Annotated in this window: 17 protein-coding genes; 8 read left to right on the top strand and 9 right to left on the bottom strand. The window is 72.6% G+C overall.

The window, feature by feature from the left end; genetic code table 11:
- Window positions 1-299: 299 nt before the first annotated feature.
- Entirely contained in the window at window positions 300-566 is a 267-nt protein-coding gene (gene rpsT / locus ACIQTO_RS19000; RefSeq protein ID WP_380571163.1) for a 30S ribosomal protein S20, read from the bottom strand.
- Window positions 567-735: 169 nt separating this feature from the next.
- Window positions 736-1041, bottom strand: a complete 306-nt coding sequence (locus ACIQTO_RS18995; protein ID WP_402388998.1) for an antibiotic biosynthesis monooxygenase family protein — start codon at window positions 1039-1041, stop codon at window positions 736-738.
- Window positions 1042-1288: 247 nt separating this feature from the next.
- On the opposite strand from ACIQTO_RS18995, the gene lepA reads away from it, so the two are divergent.
- Window positions 1289-3157, top strand: coding sequence for a translation elongation factor 4 (gene lepA / locus ACIQTO_RS18990; RefSeq protein WP_402388996.1), 1869 nt, complete (start codon window positions 1289-1291; stop codon window positions 3155-3157).
- 67 nt (window positions 3158-3224) lie between these two features.
- Here the strand turns inward: lepA and ACIQTO_RS18985 are convergent, their stop codons facing one another.
- From ACIQTO_RS18985 to ACIQTO_RS18970, 4 genes are all read right to left on the bottom strand, one after another.
- Window positions 3225-4292 (bottom strand): NAD(P)/FAD-dependent oxidoreductase, encoded by a 1068-nt coding sequence (locus tag ACIQTO_RS18985; protein WP_402388994.1) that lies wholly within the window; start codon window positions 4290-4292, stop codon window positions 3225-3227.
- 137 nt (window positions 4293-4429) lie between these two features.
- Window positions 4430-5359 carry an RNA polymerase sigma factor SigJ gene (gene sigJ, locus ACIQTO_RS18980; protein ID WP_402388991.1) on the bottom strand — a complete coding sequence of 310 codons (930 nt, stop codon included), beginning with the start codon at window positions 5357-5359 and terminating at the stop codon, window positions 4430-4432.
- A 100-nt stretch (window positions 5360-5459) separates the two neighbouring features.
- Complete coding sequence (locus tag ACIQTO_RS18975; protein WP_402389270.1) at window positions 5460-7358, bottom strand: ABC transporter ATP-binding protein; 1899 nt, start codon at window positions 7356-7358, stop codon at window positions 5460-5462.
- A gap of 110 nt (window positions 7359-7468) precedes the next feature.
- Complete coding sequence (locus ACIQTO_RS18970; RefSeq protein ID WP_402388988.1) at window positions 7469-9202, bottom strand: ABC transporter ATP-binding protein; 1734 nt, start codon at window positions 9200-9202, stop codon at window positions 7469-7471.
- 324 nt (window positions 9203-9526) lie between these two features.
- Between ACIQTO_RS18970 and ACIQTO_RS18965 the strand changes: the two genes are divergently transcribed.
- Genes ACIQTO_RS18965 through ACIQTO_RS18955 form a run of 3 tightly spaced genes read left to right on the top strand, consistent with a single transcriptional unit; the run spans window position 9527 to window position 12917 of the window.
- Window positions 9527-11449 carry an AMP-dependent synthetase/ligase gene (locus tag ACIQTO_RS18965; protein ID WP_402388986.1) on the top strand — a complete coding sequence of 641 codons (1923 nt, stop codon included), beginning with the start codon at window positions 9527-9529 and terminating at the stop codon, window positions 11447-11449.
- A 59-nt stretch (window positions 11450-11508) separates the two neighbouring features.
- Window positions 11509-12738, top strand: coding sequence for a radical SAM family heme chaperone HemW (gene hemW / locus ACIQTO_RS18960; RefSeq protein ID WP_402388983.1), 1230 nt, complete (start codon window positions 11509-11511; stop codon window positions 12736-12738).
- Window positions 12739-12779: 41 nt separating this feature from the next.
- The gene (locus ACIQTO_RS18955; protein ID WP_402388980.1) at window positions 12780-12917 is read left to right on the top strand and encodes a hypothetical protein; all 138 of its coding nucleotides are present in this window, start codon (window positions 12780-12782) and stop codon (window positions 12915-12917) included.
- On the opposite strand, the gene ACIQTO_RS18950 is transcribed toward ACIQTO_RS18955, so the two are convergent.
- The 3 genes from ACIQTO_RS18950 to htpX are packed head-to-tail and all read right to left on the bottom strand — an operon-like array spanning window position 12918 to window position 15318.
- Window positions 12918-13751, bottom strand: coding sequence for a DUF3097 domain-containing protein (locus tag ACIQTO_RS18950; protein ID WP_402388977.1), 834 nt, complete (start codon window positions 13749-13751; stop codon window positions 12918-12920).
- Between the two features lie 31 nt (window positions 13752-13782).
- The gene (locus tag ACIQTO_RS18945; protein WP_402388975.1) at window positions 13783-14367 is read right to left on the bottom strand and encodes a hypothetical protein; all 585 of its coding nucleotides are present in this window, start codon (window positions 14365-14367) and stop codon (window positions 13783-13785) included.
- Between the two features lie 30 nt (window positions 14368-14397).
- A complete protein-coding gene (gene htpX, locus ACIQTO_RS18940) occupies window positions 14398-15318 on the bottom strand; it encodes a zinc metalloprotease HtpX (RefSeq protein WP_402388972.1) in 921 nt (306 codons plus the stop codon).
- A gap of 261 nt (window positions 15319-15579) precedes the next feature.
- Here htpX and hrcA point away from each other — a divergent pair, with 261 nt between their 5' ends.
- From hrcA to ACIQTO_RS18920, 4 genes are all read left to right on the top strand, one after another.
- Window positions 15580-16614, top strand: a complete 1035-nt coding sequence (gene hrcA / locus ACIQTO_RS18935) for a heat-inducible transcriptional repressor HrcA (protein ID WP_402388969.1) — start codon at window positions 15580-15582, stop codon at window positions 16612-16614.
- A gap of 76 nt (window positions 16615-16690) precedes the next feature.
- On the top strand, window positions 16691-17830 hold the full coding sequence (dnaJ, locus tag ACIQTO_RS18930) for a molecular chaperone DnaJ (RefSeq protein WP_402388966.1): 1140 nt from the start codon (window positions 16691-16693) through the stop codon (window positions 17828-17830).
- 89 nt (window positions 17831-17919) lie between these two features.
- A complete protein-coding gene (locus ACIQTO_RS18925; protein WP_402388964.1) occupies window positions 17920-18669 on the top strand; it encodes a 16S rRNA (uracil(1498)-N(3))-methyltransferase in 750 nt (249 codons plus the stop codon).
- Window positions 18670-18823: 154 nt separating this feature from the next.
- Window positions 18824-22072 carry a PDZ domain-containing protein gene (locus ACIQTO_RS18920; RefSeq protein WP_402388961.1) on the top strand — a complete coding sequence of 1083 codons (3249 nt, stop codon included), beginning with the start codon at window positions 18824-18826 and terminating at the stop codon, window positions 22070-22072.
- Window positions 22073-22119: the final 47 nt, after the last annotated feature.

Raw genomic sequence — 22119 nt, 5'->3', positions numbered from 1 at the left:
CGGCAGGGGAGAGCGGCGTGTCTGCGACAGCGGCGTTGCCCCGGCGGTCGGCGGCGGCACGAACCCGCACGCGGCACGAACCCCGCACGCGGCCACAAACGCCGACTGCCCGCCCGGTGGGGACCGGGCGGGCAGTCGGGGAAGCGCCTACGATCGGGCACTCCCGGCAATGCTCTGTGCACCGCACCCGCGTGGCGAACGCAGGCCGCGTGCGGTGCGAGTCTTGAACTCGCGCCTCAGGAGTCCGGGTAGAGGGCCGGTTCGCCCTGGGGCGCTCGGGGCCGTGGGCCCCGGCGGAGTCAGGCCTGGACGGCGTTGACGCGCTTGGTGATGGCCGACTTCTTGTTGGCGGCCTGGTTGGCGTGGATGACGCCCTTGCTCACGGCCTTGTCCAGCGCCTTGGAGGCGGCGCGGGCCAGCACGATGGCCTTCTCGGTCTCACCGGCGGCAGCGGCCTCGCGGGCCTTGCGCACGGCGGTCTTCAGCGAGGACTTGACGGCCTTGTTGCGCAGGCGCGCCTTCTCGTTGGTCTTGTTGCGCTTGATCTGGGACTTGATGTTCGCCACGAAGGAGCCTCAGTCTTGTCAGTAAACGGTTCTGGGGTCCCCCCGGCCAGAGGCTGGGGGAGTTCTGCACCGCGCGGCCGCCGGGCAAGCTGAGAGGGCATGCCGAGGCCAGGTACAGCGCCCCAGGCTACCAGGGGGCATCCACCCGCCCAAACCGGCCGGGTGCGGCTCAGGCGTGGAGCAGCGGCTCGCCGTAGTGCTCCACCTCGGGGAACGGCTGGTAGAAGCGGTGCAGCAGCTCGCGCCACCGCTGGTACTCGGCGGAGCGGCGGAACCCCTCCGTGTGGTCCTCCAGCGTCTCCCACTCCACCTGGAGCAGGAACCTGGCGCCGCGGCCCTCGTCGAGGCAGCGGCGCAGGCTGAGGGAGCGGAAGCCGGACTGGACCGTGATCAGCGGCCTGGCCTCCGTGAAGGCGGTGAGGAACGCGTCCTCCTGGCCGGGGACGACATCGAGGAGGGCGCTTTCCAGGATCATGGGAGCCATCCTGCCCGGCGGGGGCCACCGCGGGAAGAAGCGGCCGAAGAAGCGACGGAAGCAGTGGCCGAAGAAGCGGCGCAGGAGCCCCCGGAGCGGCCCCGGCGGAACCGAACGGCGGCGACCACCGCGCTCGTGGGAGGATGGGAAGAACTATTTCGATCGGACGACTGTCCGGTCTCCGGGAAACCGGTCAGTGATGACCCGGACGCCCCCGGCCCCCGGACCAACGGAGAATCGGACCAAGGTGCCCGCGACCCCCAGCAATGTGCCAGAGCCCAGCCGTACCGACCCGGCGCTGATCCGCAACTTCTGCATCATCGCCCACATCGACCACGGCAAGTCGACGCTCGCCGACCGGATGCTGCAGATCACCGGGGTCGTCGACCCCCGGCAGATGCGCGCCCAGTACCTCGACCGGATGGACATCGAGCGCGAGCGCGGCATCACGATCAAGTCGCAGGCGGTCCGCCTCCCGTGGGCGCCGAAGACCGGACCGGACGTCGGCACGACGCACATCCTCAACATGATCGACACCCCGGGCCACGTGGACTTCACCTACGAGGTGTCCCGTTCGCTCGCCGCCTGCGAGGGCACCATCCTCGTGGTGGACGCCGCCCAGGGCATCGAGGCGCAGACCCTCGCCAACCTGTACCTGGCGCTGGAGAACGACCTCACGATCATCCCGGTGCTCAACAAGATCGACCTGCCGGCCGCCCAGCCGGAGAAGTACGCCGCCGAGCTCGCCCACATCATCGGGTGCGACCCGGAGGACGTCCTCAAGGTCAGCGCCAAGAGCGGTCTCGGTGTGCCGGAGCTGCTCGACCACGTGGTCGAGAAGATCCCGGCGCCGGTCGGCGTCAAGGACGCCCCGGCCCGCGCGATGATCTTCGACTCGGTGTACGACTCCTACCGCGGCGTGGTCACCTACGTCCGTGTCGTCGACGGTCAGCTCACCAAGCGTGAGCGGATCGCGATGATGTCGACCGGTGCGACGCACGAGCTGCTGGAGATCGGTGTCATCTCCCCGGAGCCGAAGGTCGCCGACGGCCTGGGCGTCGGCGAGGTCGGCTACATCATCACCGGTGTGAAGGACGTTCGGCAGTCCAAGGTCGGTGACACCATCACCTCGATGCACAAGGGCGCGACCGAGGCGCTGGGCGGCTACAAGGACCCGCGTCCGATGGTGTTCTCCGGCCTCTACCCGCTGGACGGCTCGGACTACCCGCTGCTGCGCGACGCCCTCGACAAGCTGCGGCTGAACGACGCCGCGCTGGTCTACGAGCCGGAGACCTCGGTCGCGCTCGGCTTCGGCTACCGCTGTGGCTTCCTGGGCCTGCTGCACCTGGAGATCATCCGGGAGCGCCTGGAGCGCGAGTTCAACCTCGACCTGATCTCCACCGCCCCGAACGTGGTCTACCGCGTGGTGATGGAGGACGGCACCGAGCACACCGTCACCAACCCGAGCGAGTTCCCGACCGGCAAGATCGCCGAGGTGCACGAGCCGGTCGTGCGCGGCACCATCCTGGCGCCGAACGAGTTCGTCGGCGCGATCATGGAGCTGTGCCAGTCCCGCCGCGGCAACCTCCAGGGCATGGACTACCTCTCCGAGGACCGTGTCGAGCTGCGCTACACCCTGCCGCTCGCGGAGATCGTCTTCGACTTCTTCGACCACCTGAAGTCGAAGACCCGCGGCTACGGCTCCTTCGACTACGAGCCGATCGGTGAGCAGACGGCCGACCTGGTGAAGGTCGACATCCTGCTGCACGGTGACGCGGTGGACGCGTTCTCCGCGATCGTGCACAAGGACAAGGCGTACAACTACGGCGTGATGATGGCCGGCAAGCTGCAGAAGCTGATCCCGCGCCAGCAGTTCGAGGTGCCGATCCAGGCGGCCATCGGCTCCCGGGTGATCGCCCGTGAGACGGTCCGCGCGATCCGCAAGGACGTTCTCGCCAAGTGCTACGGCGGTGACATCTCGCGTAAGCGCAAGCTGCTGGAGAAGCAGAAGGAAGGCAAGAAGCGGATGAAGATGGTCGGCCGCGTGGAGGTCCCGCAGGAGGCCTTCATCGCCGCGCTGTCCACCGACGCCGAGGCGCCGAAGGAAAAGAAGTAGCCGCCGGCGCGAGCTGAGCGGGGCCGACGGGCCCGGGGCGAGTAGTCGCCCCGGGCCCGTCGGCGTCTCAACGCAGTGACCAGATCACGCCGTTGACGATGGCGGCCTTGATCAACCGCCCGGTCCGGCCGGTCAGGATCGAGGGCCGCATCGAATCGTCGCCGTGGATCAGCTGGACCAGGGCGTCCCGGCGGCCGAGGCTCAGGCACTGCAGGTTGTAGCGGAACGCGAAGGGCTTGTCGGTGCGCCCGGTGAGCACCTTGCCGACGTAGCCGCCCATCGGCAGGGCGGTGGCGCACCCCATCCGCAGGGTGCCGGTGCCGGGGACGGTCACCGCGGCGGCGTCGCCGATGATGTACACCTCCGGGTGCGAGACCGAGCGCAGGTGGTCGTCGACCAGCGCCCGGCCGGCCGGATCGACGGTCAGGCCGGCCTCGGCCGCCAGCGGGTGCGGCTCCATGGCGGCGGCCCAGACCACCACGTCGGCGGGGATCCGGCCGCCGCTGGTGTGCAGGCCCCCGGTGTCGACCTCGGTCACGGTGCTCCGCTCGTGCACCTCGATCCCGAGCCGGGCCATGACCGCGCGGACGTGGCCCCGGCCCCGGGCCGAGAACCAGCCGCCGACCTGGCCGGCGGCGACGATCCGCACCCGCCACCCGGGGTGGGCCTCGGCGATCTCGGTGGCCAGCTCGATGCCGGTGGCGCCGCCGCCGACCACGGCGACGGTGCCGGGGCGGTCGGCGGTGCGCAGCCGCTCGCCCAGTTCGGCGGCCCGCTCGGCGGGGTAGGCGTGCCGCTCGGCGCCGGGGACGGCGTGCCAGGCGGTGCGGCTGCCGAGGGCGTAGACCAGGGTGTCGTACGCGACGGCCTCGCCGGTGTCCAGGAACACCTTGCGGGCGGCGGGGTCCAGGCCGGTGGCGCGGGCCCGGACGTGCCGCACACCGCGGCCGCGGGTGACCTCGGCCAGGGTGGGCCGGTGCTCGGGGTGGCCGGCGGCGGTCTCGTGCTGGCGGACGCGGTGCAGGAAGCGGGTCTCCGGCGCGATCAGGGTCACCCGGTGGCGCCGGCCCGCCCGGGTCGCCGCGCTCAGCCCCGCGTAGCCGGCGCCCAGTACGACGATCTGCTTCTCGGTCATGTCGTCCGCCTCCTTCGGAGCGCCCTCTCGAAGCGCTCGGTCGACCACGCGCTCGGTGCGTGTCCGGGAAGGGGACGACGTGGCGGGTCAGGCTGTGACAGTGAGCCCGCTCACAGGCCCGGACGCGGCGGGCCTGGTCACCCGCTCACAGGCCCGGACGCGGCGGGCCTGGTCACCCGGGTCAGCTTCTCGGGGTTGACCACCACGTAGGCCTCGGTGATCCGGCCGTCGGCGACGGTGAACGCCAGCACGCCGCCGACCGCGCCCTCGGCGTCGAGCCAGAGCAGGCCGGGTTCGTCGTTGACCGTCGCCGGCTCGATCTCCATGTCCGGGGTGAACCACTTCGCGACCAGGCCGGCCACCAGGCGGGAGACCTTGTCGGCGCCGTACACCGGGCGGGCGCCGGCGGAGACGACGCCACCGCCGTCGGAGTGCCAGACCACGTCCGGGTCGAGCACGGCCAGCAGGCCCTCGATGTCGCCGCGCGCGGTGGCCGCGGCGAACGCGGCCACCGCCTGCCGGTGCTCGGCGGGTTCGGCGGTGGCCCGGCGCCCGCCCTCCTTCACCCGGCGCCGTGCCCTGGAGGCGAGCTGGCGGGCGGCGTCGGGGGAGCGGTCGAGCGAGGCGGCGATCTCGTCGAAGCCGACCGCGAACACGTCGTGCAGCACGAAGGCGGCGCGTTCGGCCGGGGTGAGCTGCTCCAGGACGGCGAGCAGCGCCAGCGAGACGGATTCGCCGAGTTCGGCGAGTTCGGCCGGGGAGGCGGGGGTGTCCTGGTAGGAGACGGCCGGCTCGGGCAGCCATTCGCCGAAGTAGGCCTCCCGGCGGGCCCGGGCCGAGCCCAGCTGGTCGTAGCAGAGGCGGGTGACGACGGTGGTCAGGAAGGCGCGCGGGTCGGCCACGCCGGACCGGTCGGCGGAGCGCCAGCGCAGCCAGGCCTCCTGCAGCACGTCCTCGGCGTCGCTGAACGAGCCGAGCAGCCGGTAGGCGACCGAGCCCAGGTAGCGCCGGTTCGCCTCGAAGGCGTCGGGGTGTGCCGCGCCGGCGGCCGACAGGTCGTCACTCACGGGCCCACCGTAGCGTCCGGGGACGGTGGGCGGAGCGCCGGAGGGGGAGGTCGGTTCATCCGACCTCCCCCTCCGGGCGGGGCCCGCCGCCGGTTCCGGGTCAGTCGACCTCGGCCACGGCCTCGGCGAACTGCGCCTGGTACAGCCGGGCGTACGCGCCACCGGCGGCGATCAGCTCGTCGTGGGTGCCCTGTTCGACGATGGAGCCGCTCTCCATCACCAGGATCACGTCGGCGTCCCGGATGGTGGAGAGCCGGTGGGCGATCACGAAGCTGGTGCGGCCGGTGCGCAGGCGGGCCATGGCGCGCTGGATCAGCACCTCGGTGCGGGTGTCCACCGAGCTGGTCGCCTCGTCCAGGACCAGGATCGACGGCTGGGCCAGGAAGGCCCGGGCGATGGTGATCAGCTGCTTCTCGCCCGCGCTGACGTTGGTGCCCTCGTCGTCGATGACGGTGTCGTAGCCGTTCGGCAGGGTCCGTACGAACCGGTCCACGTGGGCGGCCCTGGCCGCCTCGACGACCTGCTCGTGGGTGGCCCCCTGGGCGCCGTACGCGATGTTCTCGGCGATGGTGCCGCCGAACAGCCAGGTGTCCTGGAGGACCATGCCGATGCCGGACCGGAGGTCCTCGCGGGACATCGCCGCGATGTCGACCCCGTCCAGGGTGATCCGTCCGGCGCTGACCTCGTAGAAGCGCATCAGCAGGTTGACCATGGTGGTCTTGCCGGCACCGGTCGGGCCGACGATGGCGACGGTCTGGCCCGGCTCGACCTTCAGCGAGAGGTCGTCGATGAGCGGCTTGTCGGGGTCGTAGCGGAACGAGACGTCCTGGAAGGCGACCCGGCCGCGCACCGCGTCGGGGCGCTCCGGCATGGCCGGCTCCGGGGTCTGCTCGGGCGCGTCCAGCAGCTCGAAGACGCGCTCGGCGGAGGCGACGCCGGACTGCACCAGGTTGGCCATGCTGGCGACCTGGGTGAGCGGCTGGCTGAACTGCCGCGAGTACTGGATGAAGGCCTGCACGTCGCCGATCGACAGCGCGCCACTGGCGACCCGCAGGCCGCCGACGACGGCGACCAGCACGTACTGCAGGTTGCCGATCAGCATCATCGCGGGCTGGATGATCCCGGAGATGAACTGGGCCCGGAAGCTGGCCGCGTAGAGCGCCTCGTTGTGCTCCCGGAAGGTCTCGGCGGACTCCTGCTGCCGGCCGAAGACCTTCACCAGGGCGTGCCCGGTGTACATCTCCTCGATGTGCGCGTTCAGTTGGCCGGTGGACTTCCACTGCTGGACGAACTGCGGCTGTGCCCGCTTGCCGACCTTGGTCGCCACCACGACCGAGAGCGGGACGGAGACCAGCGCGATCAGGGCGAGCAGCGGTGAGATCCAGAACATCATCGCCAGCACGCCGACCACGGTGAGCAGCGAGTTCACCACCTGGCCCATGGTCTGCTGCATGGACTGGCCGATGTTGTCGATGTCGTTGGTGACCCGGCTGAGTACCTCGCCGCGCGGCTGCTTGTCGAAGTAGCTGAGCGGCAGCCGGGAGAGCTTGGCCTCGACGTCCTGGCGCAGCCGGTAACTGGTCCGCTGGATCGCCTTGGTGGCGATCCGGCCCTGGACGATGCCGAAGGCGGCGGAGGCGAGGTAGATCACCAGCACCCAGAGCAGCACGGTGCCGATCGCGCCGAAGTCCATGCCCTGGCCGGGGGTGAAGTCGACCGCGGAGAGCAGGTCGGCGACGCTGCTGTCGCCGTGTGCCCGCACGCCCGCGATGGCGTCCGCCTTGGAGGTGCCGGCCGGGAACTGCCGGCCGACCACGCCGGCGAAGATCAGGTCGGTGGCCTCGCCGAGCACCTTGGGGCCGGTCACGGCGCAGCCGATGCTGAGCACGCCGAGCGCCAGGACGCCGCTGAGCAGGGCGCGTTCGGGGCGCAGCAGGGTGAGCAGCCGTTTGCCGGAGCCCTTGAAGTCCATCGACTTCTCGGAGCCCTGGCCGCCCATGAACCGGCCGGGTCCGGCCGGGCCGCGGCGGGCGGCGGCCGCCTGGGAGTCGCTGGACGGTTCGCCGCCGCCGGGGCCCTTCCGGGTGGGCGCCTTTTCCTGCGGGGTGGTCACGCCGCCTCCTGCTCGGTGAGCTGGGAGAGCACGATCTCCCGGTATGTCGGGTTGCCGGCCATCAGTTCGCCGTGGGTGCCGCTGCCGACCACGGCGCCCTCGTCCAGGACGACGATCCGGTCGGCGTCGCGGATGGTGGAGACGCGCTGGGCGACGATCAGCACGGTGGCGTCGGCGGTCTCCCGGCCGAGTGCCTTGCGCAGCCTCGCGTCGGTGGCGTAGTCGAGCGCGGAGAAGGAGTCGTCGAACAGGTAGACGCCGGGTTTGCGGACGAGCGCGCGGGCGATCGCGAGGCGTTGCCGCTGGCCGCCGGAGACGTTGCTGCCGCCCTGGGCGATGGGGGCGTCGAGGCCTTCCGGGAGGCGTTCGACGAATTCCTTGGCCTGGGCGACCTCCAGGGCGTGCCAGAGTTCCTCGTCGGTGGCGTCGGGCCGGCCGTAGCGCAGGTTGCTGGCGACGGTGCCGGTGAACAGGTAGGGCTTCTGCGGGACGAGGCCGACGGTCTCGGCGATCGCCTCGGGGGCGAGTTCGCGGACGTCCACGCCGTCCAGCAGGACCTGTCCGGAGGTGGCGTCGAAGAGCCGGGGGACGAGGCCGAGCAGGGTGGACTTGCCGCTGCCGGTGGAGCCGATGACCGCGGTGGTCTCGCCGGGGCGGGCGGTGATGTCGATGCCGCGCAGCACGGAGGCCTCGGCGCCGGGGTAGCGGAACTCGACGGAGCGCAGTTCCAGGTGACCGCGGGCCAGGAGCTCGGTGACGGGCGAGGACGGCGGGACGACGCTGGAGTCGGTGTCCAGGACCTCCTGGATGCGCTCGGCGCAGACCTCGGCGCGCGGCACCATCATGAACATGAAGGTGGCCATCATGACGCTCATCAGGATCTGCATCAGGTAGGAGAGGAAGGCGGTCAGCCCGCCGATCTCCATGCCGCCGCTGTCGATCCGGTGCGCGCCGAACCAGAGCACGGCGACGCTGGAGACGTTCACCACCAGCATCACGACGGGGAACATGAAGGACATCAGCTGGCCGACCTGGAGGGCGACGCCGGTCAGGTCCTGGTTGGCGCCGGCGAACCGGGCCTGCTCGTGGTCGTCCTTGACGAAGGCGCGGATGACCCGGATGCCGGTGATCTGCTCGCGCAGGACCCGGTTCACCGTGTCGATCTTCTTCTGCATGCTGCGGAACTTCGGGCGCAGCGCGCGGACGAGCAGGACGACCACGACGCCCAGCAGGGGGACGACGGCCAGCAGCAGCGCGGAGAGCGGCACGTCCTGGTTGAGCGCCATGATGATGCCGCCGACGCACATGATCGGCGCGGCGACCATCAGGGTGAAGCTCATCAGGGCCAGCATCTGGACCTGCTGGACGTCGTTGGTGGTCCGGGTGATCAGGGAGGGGGCGCCGAAGGAGCCGACCTCGCGGGCGGAGAAGGTCTGCACCTGGTCGAAGACGGCGGCCCGGACGTCCCGGCCGAACGCCATGGCGGTGCGCGCGCCGTAGTAGACGGCACCGATCGAGCAGAGCGCCTGGACGACGGTGACGGCGATCATCACACCGCCGATGCGCAGGATGTAACCGGTGTCGCCCTTGACCACGCCCTGGTCGATGATGTCGGCGTTCAGCGTCGGCAGGTAGAGCAGGGCGAGGGTGGACACCAGCTGGAGCAGCACCAGCAGGGTGATCGGTCGGGAGTACGGGCGCAGGTACGCCCTGAGCAGTCTGATCAGCACTGGCACACTCTTGTCGTCGGCAGTGGGATTCGCATCCCAATTCTCATGCTTCGGTGCACTCGTACAGCTGATTCCGGCCTCGCCGCCCCGAGGTTTGTCCAGTCCTTTGCCGAATCCACCGGCGGGCCCGGTTGCGCGGTGCACTGGTGGCCCGCCGCCGTGCCGACTGTCCGCGCCCTCTTACGGAATGACCGGTTTCCCCCTAGGCTGCTGATTGCCCCCTTGTTACTCGCCGGTACCCGATCGGTCGACCGGGGGCCCGGCGACCGCCCTCACGGACGCCGCGACATCCCTCAGACGGCCACCCGCCCCCGGAGGTCCTCGTTGAGTTCCGCGCAGTCCCTGATCGACTCCGGCCGTGCCGACATCGTCGCCGGGCGTCCCGCCTCCGTCGCCCACCTGTTCCTGGAGCGGGTCGCCGCCACGCCGGCGGACGAGGCCTACCGGTTCCCCGTCCCGGTGGACGAGCACGCGGCGGACGGCGCCCCCGGCGCCGAGCAGTGGCGCTCGCTGACCTGGGCGCAGACCGCCACCCGGGTGTACGCGGTGGCCGCCGGCCTGCTGTCGCTGGGCGTCCGCCCGGAGGACCGGGTCGGGCTGATGTCCTCCACCCGGCTGGAGTGGATCATCGCTGACCTCGGCAACATGTGCGCGGGCGCGGCCACCACGGCCGTCTACCCCAGCACCAACGCCGACGAGACGGCCTACATCCTCTCCGACTCGGGTTCCAGAGCGCTCTTCGTCGAGAACGAGAAGCAGCTGGCCAAGGTCGTCGGCGAGCTCGGGCAGCTGCCCGAGCTGCGCACCGCCGTCCTCTTCGACGGTGCCGGGCCGGCCAGCACGCCGGCCGGCCTGAACGTGCTCACCCTGGCCGAGCTGGAGCAGCTCGGCGCCGAGTACCTGGAGCAGCACCCGGACGCCGTGGAGAAGGCCGTCGCCGCGCTCGACAAGGAGCAGCTGGCCACCCTCATCTACACCTCCGGCACCACCGGCCGCCCCAAGGGCGTGCGCCTGGTGCACGACTGCTGGGCCTACCAGGGCCGGGCCCAGGAGCAGAGCGGGCTGCTGCGCGCGGATGACGTGCAGTTCATGTGGCTTCCGCTGTCGCACGTGTTCGGCAAGAGCCTGATCTGCGGCCAGATCGCCACCGGTCACGTGATGGCGCTGGACGGCCGGGTCGACCGGATCATCCACAACCTGCCGGTGATCCGCCCGACCATGATGGCCTCGGCGCCGCGCATCTTCGAGAAGGTCTACAACGGCATCGCCGGCAAGGCCCGGGCCGAGGGCGGCGCCAAGTACAAGATCTTCATGTGGGCGGCGAAGACCGCCCGTGACCACGCCCGGGTCACCCAGGCCAGCCGGATCGCCACCGGGCGCGACAGCGCGCCGCTGGGGCTGCGGCTGCAGCACGCGCTGGCCGACAAGCTGGTGTACGCCAAGATCCGGGCGGCGTTCGGCGGGCGGATGCGCGGCTCGGTCTCCGGCAGCGCCGCGCTGGCCCCCGAGATCGGCTACTTCTTCGCCGGCGTCGGCGTGCCCGTCCTGGAGGGCTACGGCCTGACCGAGAGCTCGGCCGGGATCTGCGTCAACCCCGCCGAGGACCTCCGGGTCGGCACCATCGGCACCGTGCTGCCCGGCAGCGAGATCCGGATCGCCGAGGACGGCGAGATCCTGCTCCGGGGCCCCGGCGTCATGCGCGGCTACCACAACCTGCCGGAGAAGACCGCCGAGGTGCTGGAGCCGGACGGCTGGTTCCACACCGAGGACATCGGCGAGATCGGCCAGGACGGCTTCCTGCGGATCACCGACCGCAAGAAGGACATGTTCAAGACCTCCGGCGGCAAGTACGTCGCGCCGAGCGAGGTGGAGGGCAAGTTCAAGGCGGTCTGCCCGTTCGTCAGCAACATCCTGGTGATCGGCAACGGCCGGAACTACTGCACCGCGCTGATCGGCCTGGACGAGGCGGTGATCATGCCGTGGGCCGCCGAGCACGGCCTGGCCGGCAAGTCGTACGCCGAGGTGGTCGGCGACCCGAAGGCGCACCAGCTGATCGACGGCTTCGTGCAGCGCCTCAACACCGACCTCCAGCGCTGGCAGACGGTCAAGAAGTTCACCCTGCTCCCGCGCGACCTGGACATCGAGCACGGCGAGCTCACGCCGAGCCTGAAGATCAAGCGCCCGGTGGTCGAGCGGACGTACGCGGACGCCGTCACCGAGATGTACGCGGGCGCCAACGAGGCCTGATCCGCCCGCGCCGTGCCGTACGGCCCGGGACCACCCGGGCCGTACGGGACAATGGGGTCATGCCCTCCGCTCTCCCCGACGGCGAACCCGTGCCGTCCGACGGTTCCCTGCCCGCGCACGCCCTCGCCGGGCTCGGGTCGCGGCCCTTCGGCTTCTACCTGCACGTGCCGTACTGCGCGAGCCGCTGCGGCTACTGCGACTTCAACACCTACACCGCCACCGAGCTGCGCTCCTCGGGCGCCGTCGCCTCCCAGGAGACGTACGCCGACAACGTGGTCGCCGAGATCCGGCTGGCCCGCCGGGTGCTCGGCTCCGCCGACCTGCCGGTGCGGACCGTCTTCCTCGGCGGCGGCACGCCCACCCTGCTGCCCGCCCGGGACCTGGTGAAGATGCTGGCGGCGATCCGTGACGAGTTCGGGCTCGCCGACGACGCCGAGGTCACCACCGAGGCCAACCCCGAGTCGGTCGACCCGGCCTACCTCGCCGAACTGCGCGAGGGCGGCTACAACCGGGTCTCCTTCGGCATGCAGAGCGCCCGCCCGCACGTGCTGCGGCTGCTCGACCGCCACCACACCCCGGGCCGCCCGGAGGCCTGCGTGGCCGAGGCCCGCGCGGCCGGCTTCGACCACGTCAACCTCGACCTGATCTACGGCACCCCCGGCGAGTCCGACGACGACTGGCGGGCCTCCCTGGACGCCGCGATCGGCGCCGGCCCGGACCACGTCTCGGCCTACTCGCTGATCGTCGAGGACGGCACCAAGCTGGCCGCCCGGGTCAAGCGCGGCGAGCTGCCGATGATCGACGACGATGTGCACGCCGACCGCTACCTGATCGCCGAGGAGGCGCTCGCCGCCGCCGGCTACTCCTGGTACGAGGTCTCCAACTGGTCCACCACCCCCGAGGGCCGCTGCCGCCACAACGAGCTCTACTGGACCGGCGGCGACTGGTGGGGGGCCGGCCCCGGCGCGCACAGCCACGTCGGCGGCGTCCGCTGGTGGAACGCCAAGCACCCGGCCGGCTACGCCCGCGCCCTCGCCGAGCACCGCACCCCGGCCCAGGGCCGCGAACTGCTCACCGACGAGGACCGCCGGGTCGAGCGGATCCTGCTCGAACTGCGCCTCGCCGAGGGCATCCCGCTCACCCTCCTCGCCGGGGCCGGCCTGAAGGCCGCCGAGCGGGCCCTCGGCGAGGGCCTGCTGGACGCCGCCACCTACGCCGAGGGCCGCGCCACCCTCACCCTCCCGGGCCGCCTGCTGGCCGACGCGGTCGTGCGCGACCTGGTGGACTGACATTCGTTACCGTGGGTGTCAGCCGTCGGAGGAAGCGTGCGATGACCGCCATCGATGATCGGATGACCGGGATCTTCGAGAACCGGGAGGTTCCGGAGGGTTTCAAGGCCGAACTCATCAGGGGGGAAATCGTCATGACGGCGGGGCCGGACACGTCGGACTTCCGGACCTACGTGTAGTCACTCCTCCGTCGTCACGAAGTCGATCAGTTCCTCCACCTTGGCCAGCAGCGCGGGCTCCAGGTCCTTGTAGGAGTCGACCGAGGCGAGGATCCGCTTCCAGGCGGCCGGGGTGTCCACCGGCCAGCCGAGGCGGCGGCAGACGCCCTCCTTCCAGTCCTCGCCGTACGGGACGTCCGGCCAGCCGGGGACGCCGACCGGGGCGGGCTTCACGGCCTGCCAGATGTCGATGTACGGGTGGCCGACGACCAGCACCGCGGTCCCGGTGACCCGGGCGGCGATCCGGTGCTCCTTGGTGCCGGGGAGCAGGTGGTCGACCAGGACGCCGAGCCGGCGCCCGGGGCCGGGGGCGAAGTCGGCGACGATCGCGGGCAGGTCGTCGATGCCCTCCAGGTACTCGACGACCACGCCCTCGATCCGCAGGTCGTCACCCCAGACCCGTTCGACCAGCTCGGCGTCGTGCCGCCCCTCGACGTAGATCCGCGACTCCCGGGCCACCCGGGCCCGGGCGCCGGGGACGGCGACCGAGCCGGAGGCCGTCCGGCCCGGGGCGCGGGAGGGCGCCGGCGCGGCGGCGGCGGGCCGCACCAGGGTGACCGCCTTCCCGTCGAGCAGGAAGCCGCGCGGGGCCAGTGGGAAGACCCGGTGCTTGCCGAACCGGTCCTCCAGGGTGACGGTGAACCCCTCGGCGGTCCTCTCGCAGCGCACCACCGCGCCGCAGAAGCCGGTCGCGGCCTCCTCGACCACGAGGTCCCGGTCGGCGGGCACCTCGGGCACCGGCTGCTGCCGCTTCCACGGCGGGGTGAGGTCGGGTCCGTACTCGCGGCTGCGCATGCAGGTGACTATAGGCAGGCCCGACGGGGCGTCACAGACCTGGCGCGCCCCAGACCGGGAACCAGCGGGTGAGGTCCTTCTCCAGCCGCAGGTCGTTCCCCAGCATGGCGTTGACCTGCAGTTCCAGCGGGCTGTTGCGCTTCTCCCCGCCGCCCGGCACCGGCGCGAACGGGTAGAACGTCCCGCGCTTGTAGAGGTAGACCAGCGCCAGCGGCTGCTCCTCGGCACTGCGGAAGGCCACCAGCGAGCAGAGCAGCTGCGGCCCGAACCCGTTGGCCTCCAGCTCGCTGTTGACCGCGTGCAGGTCGTTGACCAGCTCCGGCAGCTCCTCGGGCGTGTGCCGGGCGAGCAGCCAGGAGTAGCCGTACGCGTCCTTGGAGGCCTCCACCGGGACGCCGCCGCGCTCGGTGTCGGCGTCCAGCAGCGCCCGGACCTGCCGCTCGACCTCGACGAAGGCCCCGCCCTCCACGGAGGCGAAGCAGACCGACCCGACGCCGGTCGGCCGGAAGCCGGCCGCCGCCTCCAGGGTCAGCGCGGCCGACGGCACGCCGAACAACTGGTCGAGATCGGGTTTGACCGGCTTGGTGCGGCCGAACAGCGTGTCCAGGATTCCCACGGCGGTCCCCTCCGGGGCTCGTGCGGCGGCTCAGTGGCCGAGCTGGGTGGAGATCCTCGCCAGCTGCTCCAGCCGCTTCTCCAGCGACGGGTGGGTGGAGAACAGCTGCGAGGCGGCGTCCCGGGCACTCAGCGCCGGGGCGAAGTAGAAGGCGTTGTAGGCCTGCGCCTGGCGCAGGTCCTTGGTCGGGATCGCGGCGATCTGGCCGGTCACCTTGGTCAGCGCCGAGGCCAGCGCGCTGGGCCGGCCGGTGAGCTGGGCGGCCGCCCGGTCGGCGGCCAGCTCCCGGTAGCGGGAGAGCAGCCGGGTCAGCAGGAAGCTGAGCGCGTACACCACGATCGACACCAGCGGGATGACCAGTGCGGCGAGCGCGGCATTGGAGTCGTTGCTGTTCCGGGCGCCGCCCATGAAGCCGCCGTACATCGCGATCCGGGTCATCGCCCCGGCCAGCACCCCGAGGAACCCGGCGATGGTCATCACCGCGACGTCCCGGTGGGCCACGTGCGACAGCTCGTGCGCCAGCACGCCCTCCAGTTCCTCCGGCTCCAGCCGCCGCAGCAGGCCGGTGGTGACGCAGACCACCGCGTTCTGCGGGTTCCGGCCGGTCGCGAAGGCGTTGGGCATGTCGTTGTCGGCGACCGCCACCCGCGGTTTGGGCATGTCGGCGAGCGCGCAGAGCCGGTCCACGGTGCCGTGCAGCTGGGGGTACTGCTCCGGGGTGACCCGGTGGGCGCCCATCGCCCGTTCGGTGATCTTGTCGCTGAACCAGAACTGGGCCACGAACAGCCCGCCGGAGATCAGCACGATCAGTGGCCAGGCGCCGCGCAGCAGCGCGATCAGCAGGCCGGTGAAACCGACGTACAGCAGTCCGATCACGAACATCGTCCCGACCATCCGGCCGGTCAGGCCGCGGTCCGGTGCGAAGCGGGTGTGCTGGCCCGAGGTCGACATCGCTGGTCCTCCGTTCGCCGTTCGCTATCGATGCTGCCACCCGGCCGGTCCGACGGCATCACCCGCGTGCCGCGGAGTGCGGGCAGGATCACCCCGGCGGGGCCGTTCCTGCCGTCGGACCCGGGCCTTACACTGGCAGGTACGGTTCTGGCACTCGTCTGTTCAGAGTGCCAAAGCCGCGGGTCCGCCCAGAGCGGCCCGGAACATGCCGGAACGGACATGTCACAACGGACAACGTGCGAAGAGGGAGGTGCGTGCCCCATGGCCGGTGAGATCCGCCAGCTCGACGAACGCAAGCTCGCCGTGCTCCGCGCCATCGTCCAGGACTACGTGGGCACCGAGGAGCCGGTCGGCTCCAAGGCTCTCGTCGAACGGCACAACCTCGGGGTCTCCCCGGCCACCGTCCGCAACGACATGGCCGCGCTGGAGGAGGACGGCTTCATCCACCAGCCGCACACCAGCGCCGGGCGGATCCCCACCGACAAGGGGTACCGCCTCTTCGTCGACCGGCTCGCCGAGGTCAAGCCGATGAGCGCGCCCGAGCGGCGGGCGATCCGGCACTTCCTGGACGGCGCGGTGGACCTGGACGACGTGGTCGCCCGCACGGTCCGGCTGCTCGCCCAGCTCACCCGGCAGGTCGCGGTGGTCCAGTACCCCTCGCTCTCCCGGTCCACGGTGCGCCACATCGAGTTGGTCGCGCTGGCCCCGGCCAAGGTGATGCTGGTCCTGATCACCAACACCGGCCGGGTCGAGCAGCGGATGGTCGACTGCCCGGGCGCGGTCGGCGAAGTGGTCCTCGCGGACCTCCGTGCCAGGATCAACACACGGGCCGTCGGGGTGCGGCTGCCCGAGGTGCCGGGGCTGCTGGACGAGCTCCCGGCGATGTTCGAGGCGGCGGACCGGCCGGCCGTCACCGTCGTCCTGGCGACGCTCTTCGAGGCGCTCGCCGAGCAGAACGAGGAGCGGATCATGCTGGCCGGCACGGCCAACCTGACCCGCTTCGGCCACGACTTCCCGCTCACCATCCAGCCGGTGCTGGAAGCGCTGGAGGAGCAGGTCGTCCTGCTCCGCCTCCTGGGTGAGACCGCCGACGCCGGGATGACGGTCCGGATCGGCCGCGAGAACGCGTACGAAGGGCTCAATTCCACCTCCGTCGTCTCCGTCGGTTACGGTTCGGGCGACGAGAGCGTGGCCAAACTGGGTGTGATCGGTCCGACCCGGATGGACTATCCGGGCACAATGGGGGCGGTGCGAGCGGTGGCACGGTACGTGGGTCAGATCCTGGCCGAGTCGTAGGGAACGACCGGCGTCACACGCGTGACACCGGTACCAGTCGCAAGCACTTCTACAGGCGGAACAAGCGGAGCATTTGGTGGCCACGGACTACTACGCGGTACTCGGCGTCCGACGGGATGCGGGGCAGGACGAGATCAAGAAGGCGTTCCGGCGCCTGGCACGCGAACTGCACCCGGACGTCAACCCGGACCCGAAGACGCAGGAGCGGTTCAAGGAGATCAACGCCGCCTACGAGGTCCTCTCCGACCCGCAGAAGCGGCAGGTCTACGACCTCGGCGGGGATCCCCTCTCGCCCAACGGCGGCGGCGCGGGCGGCTTCGGCGCGGGCGCGGCCGGGTTCGGCTTCTCCGACATCATGGACGCGTTCTTCGGCGCGGCCGCCGGTCAGCGCGGCCCGCGCTCGCGCACCCGGCGCGGCCAGGACGCCATGATCCGGCTGGAGATCACCCTGGAGGAGGCCGCGTTCGGCACCACCAAGGAACTCCAGGTCGACACCGCCGTCACCTGCACCACGTGCAGCGGCGAGGGGGCCGCTCCCGGCACCTCCGCGCAGACCTGTGACATGTGTCGCGGCAAGGGCGAGGTCTCCCAGGTCACCCGGTCCTTCCTGGGCCAGGTCATGACCTCCCGGCCCTGCCCGCAGTGCCAGGGCTTCGGCACCGTCGTGCCGACCCCGTGCCCGGAGTGCGCCGGCGACGGCCGCGTGCGGGCCCGCCGCACCCTGACCGTCAAGATCCCGGCCGGTGTCGACAACGGCACCCGGATCCAGCTGGCCGGCGAGGGCGAGGTCGGCCCCGGCGGCGGCCCCGCCGGTGACCTCTACGTCGAGATCGCCGAGAGCAACCACCCGACCTTCCAGCGCCGCGGCGACGACCTGCACTGCACGGTCACCATCCCGATGACGGCCGCCTCGCTCGGCACCCAGGTGCCACTGCAGACCCTGGACGGGCTGGAGGAGGTCGACATCCGGCCCGGCACCCAGTCCGGCCAGTCGATCCCGCTGCACGGCCGCGGCATCACCCATCTGCGCGGCGGCGGCCGCGGCGACCTGATAGTGCATGTCGAGGTGCAGACGCCCACCAAGCTCGAACCCGAGCAGGAGGAGCTGCTGCGCCGTCTCGCGGTGCTGCGCGGCGAGGAGCGGCCCTCCGGCCAGTTCGCGCCCGGCCAGCAGGGGCTGTTCTCCCGGCTGAAGGACGCCTTCAACGGCCGCTGACCGCACCGGCGCCCGGTGATCCCGCCCCCCGGCGGGTCACCGGGCGCCGTCGTTCCCCCGCCCGTACCCCCGACTTCCCAGGAACCGCCATGACCGCGCCCGTGTTCGTCGTCGAGACCGCGCAGCTCGCCTCCGCCGCCCCCGGCGCGGTGGTCCGGCTGGACGGCCCGGAGGGGCGGCACGCCGCCGCCGTGAAGCGGCTGGAGCCGGGCGAGGCGGTGACCCTGGCCGACGGGCTCGGCCTCGGCGCCGACGGCACCGTCACGGCCGTCCACGGCAAGGACGCCGTCGAGGTGACGGTGACCGCGGTCCGCCGGGAGGCCGGGCCGGCGCCGCGGATCGTCGTCGTCCAGGCGCTGCCCAAGGGCGACCGCGGCGAACTGGCGGTGGAGACCATGACCGAGGTCGGCGTGGACGTGGTGATCCCGTGGGCCGCCTCCCGCTGCATCACCCAGTGGAAGGGCGAGCGCGGCGCCAAGGCGCTCGCCAAGTGGCGGGCCACCGCCCGCGAGGCGGGCAAGCAGTCCCGCCGGCTGCGCTTCCCCGAGGTCCGCGAACTCGCGACCACCCGGCAGCTGGCGCCCGTCCTGGCCGGTGCCGCGCTCGCCGCGGTGCTGCACGAGGACGGCGCCGAGCCGCTGGCCGGCGCCGCGCTGCCCGGCGGCGGGGACATCGTGCTGGTGGTCGGGCCCGAGGGCGGGGTCTCCCCGGAGGAGCTGGCCGCCTTCGCCGAGGCCGGCGCCCGGCCGTACCGGCTCGGGCCCTCGGTGCTGCGCACCTCGACCGCCGGGGTGGCCGCCGGCGCCCTGCTGCTGGGCCGCACCGGCCGGTGGGGCTGAGCGTCCGTTCGTCCCCGACGGGCCGTTCGCCCGGCCGGTGGGCGGGGCCGGGCACCGGCTCCGCCGACGGCGCCGGGTGCCCGTTCGTCCCTCATAGGGGGCGCGCTGCGGGAAACCGGGGCGCGCCGCCCCGGCCGGTGCGTAGGGTGCCGCTGTGAGCGAATCCCCGAGCACCCCTGCCGGCGCGTACCTGCGCCACCCGCACCTGCACGGTGACCTGATCACCTTCGTCGCGGAGAACGATGTCTGGCTCGCCCCGCGGGACGGCGGCCGGTCCTGGCGGCTGACGGCCGATCACGTCCCGGTCCGCCGGCCGCGCTTCTCACCGGACGGGCGGCACATCGCCTTCGTCTCGACCCGGGACGGCGTACCCGAGGTGTACGTCGCGCCGGTGGACGGCGGACCGTCCCGCCGGCTGACGTACTGGGGCAGCGACCAGACGCAGCTGCAGGGCTGGACGGCCGACGGCCGCCCGATCGCCACCACCTCGGCCGGGCAGGCCACCCTGCGCCGCACCTGGGCGCACGCGGTGCCGCTGGACGGCGGCGAGCCGCGGCGGCTGCCGTACGGGCCGATCGGCGGGCTGGCCCCGGAGCCGGGCGGTGACCGCGTGCTGCTGCTCTCGGCGGCCGGCGCGGAGCCCGCCCGGTGGAAGCGCTACCGGGGCGGCCGGGTCGGCAAGCTCTGGATCGGCGAGGAGGAGTTCACCCGGGTCCACGAGGAGTTGAACGGGCACATCGAGTCACCGCTCTGGGTCGGCGCGCCCGGCGGTTCCCGGATCGCCTTCCTCGCCGACCACGAGGGCGTCGGCGAGCTCTACTCCAGCCTCCCCGACGGCAGCGGCCTGCGCCGCCACACCACCTCCGAGGACGGCTTCTACGCCCGCGGCGCCACCACCGACGGCACCCGGGTGATCTGGCACCGGGCGGGCGACCTCTGGCTGCTGGACGACCTCGACGGCGCCGAGCCGCGCCGGCTGGACGTCCGGCCCTCCGGCCCCCGCTCCGGCCGGCGGCCCCGCCCGGTACCGGCCGCGCACTGGCTGGAGACCGCCGTCCCCGACCGCACCGGCCGGGCCGGCGCCGTCGTGGTGCGCGGCAGCGTGCACTGGCTGCCGCACCGGGAGGGCCCGGCCCGGGTGCTGGACGAGACGCCGGGCGTGCGCGCCCGGCGGGCCCGGGTGGTGCCCGGCGAGGACGGCGCGCAGGGCGTGCTCTGGGTGACCGACGCCGAGGGCGACGACGCGATCGAGTACGCCCCCGCCGTGCCGGGCGACGAGCGGCGCCGGCTGGCCGCCGGGCAGCTGGGCCGGGTCCGCGCGCTGGCCGTCTCGCCGGACGGCAAGCAGGCGGCGGTCGGCGCGCACGACGGCCGGGTGCTCCTGGTCACGCTCGCCGACGGCACCGTGCACGAGCTGGCCCGCAGCACCGACGGCGAGGTCAGCGGGCTGGCGTTCAGCCCGGACTCCGCCTGGCTGGCCTGGTCGCGGCCGTGCCCCGGCTTCGGGGCCTGGTCGCTGCGCCAGATCGTGCTGGCCAACCTGGCCACCCGCACGGTCGGCGAGGTCACCCCGGCGCGCTTCATCGACACCTCGCCGGCCTTCACCTCCGACGGCCGCCACCTGGCCTTCCTGTCGGTGCGCAACTTCGACCCGGTCTACGACTCGCACGTCTTCGACCTGTCGTTCCCCAACGGCTGCCGCCCCTACCTGGTCACCCTGGCCGCCGACACGCCCTCCCCGTTCGGGCCGCGGCGGTCCGGCCGCCCGGTCGGCGGCGAGGAGGACGAGCCCAAGGGCAAGAAGGCGGACGGCGAGGAGGGCACGGCCGACGCCCTGCCCGCCACCCGGGTCGACCTGGACGGGATCGCCGACCGCATCGTCCCCTTCCCGGTCGAGGGCGGCCGGTTCGGCGAGCTGGCGGCCGCCAAGGACGGCGTGCTGTGGACCAGGATCCCGCTGACGGGCGAACTCGGTGACGACGCGGCCTCGCCGGAGGCCGACCCGGCCCGCCCCACGCTGGAGCGCTTCGACCTGCGCAAGCGCCGGGCCGAGCAACTGGTCGACGGTCTGGACGCGTTCGAGGTCAGCGGCGACGGCACCCGGGTCGCCGTACTGGACGAGGGCGAGCTGCGGATCGTCCCGGCCGACCACAAGGCGGCCGGCGAGGACGACGAGGCCGAGGTCGACCTCGACCGGCTGCGGGTGACCGTCGACCCGGCCGCCGAGTGGCGCCAGATGTACGACGAGAACGGCCGCCTGATGCGTGACAACTTCTGGCGGGCCGACCTCGGCGGCGTGCCGTGGGCCGCCGTCCTGGACCGCTACCGGCCGCTGGTGGAGCGGCTCGGCTCGCACGACGACCTGGTCGACCTGCTCTGGGAGGTGCACGGCGAGCTGGGCACCTCGCACGCCTACGTGGCGCCCTACGGCGCGCACGTCGACGCCGCCCGCCGGCAGGGCAAGCTCGGCGCCGACCTGGTGAAGGACGGCGAGGTCTGGCGGATCGCCCGGATCCTGCCCGGCGAGTCCTCCGACCCGCGGGCCCGCTCGCCGCTGGCCGCGCCGGGCGCCGCCGTCCGCCCGGGCGACGCCGTCCTGGCCGTCAACGGCCGCCCGGTGGACCCGGTGGCCGGTCCGGCCCCGCTGCTGGCCGGCACCGCCGGGCAGCCGGTCGAGCTGACGGTGGCCGGTAAGGACGGCACCGACCGGCGGCACCCGGTGGTCGTCCCGCTCGCCGACGACGAGCCGCTGCGCTACCACGACTGGGTGGCCGGCCGGCGGGCCGCCGTCCGCGAGCTGTCCGGCGGGCGGCTCGGCTACCTGCACATCCCCGACATGCAGAGCTCCGGCTGGGCCCAGATCCACCGCGACCTGCGGTCGGAGATGGCCCGGGAGGGCGTGATCGTCGACATCCGGGAGAACCGCGGCGGTCACACCTCGCAGCTGGTGATCGAGAAGCTGGCCCGGCGGATCATCGGCTGGAACGTCGCCCGGGACCTCGCCAACCCGGTGCCCTACCCCGGTGACGCGCCGCGCGGGCCGATCGTGGCGCTGGCCGACGAGTTCTCCGGTTCGGACGGTGACATCGTCAACGCCGCCATCCAGGCGCTGAAGCTCGGCCCGGTGGTCGGCACCCGGACGTGGGGTGGTGTGATCGGCATCGACAGCAGGTACAGCCTGGTGGACGGCACCCTGGTGACCCAGCCCAAGTACGCGTTCTGGCTGGAGGGGTACGGCTGGGGCGTGGAGAACCACGGCGTCGACCCGGACGTCGAGGTGCCGGTCGCGCCCCACCAGTGGGCCGCGGGGGAGGACCCCCAGCTCGCCGAGGGCGTCCGGATCGCCCTGGCCACGCTGGCCGAGACCCCGGCCAAGACCCCGCCGGAGCTGCCGCCGGTGTAGCCGCGACGGCCGCGCCCGCCCGGGACCAGCGCTTTCCCGGGCGGGCC

It is taken from the genome of Kitasatospora sp. NPDC091207 (genome assembly GCF_044768625.1).
Classification (GTDB): Bacteria; Actinomycetota; Actinomycetes; order Streptomycetales; family Streptomycetaceae; genus Kitasatospora.
The sequence above is the reverse complement of the archived record's forward strand: the minus strand, read 5'-3'. Positions and strand labels throughout refer to the sequence as shown.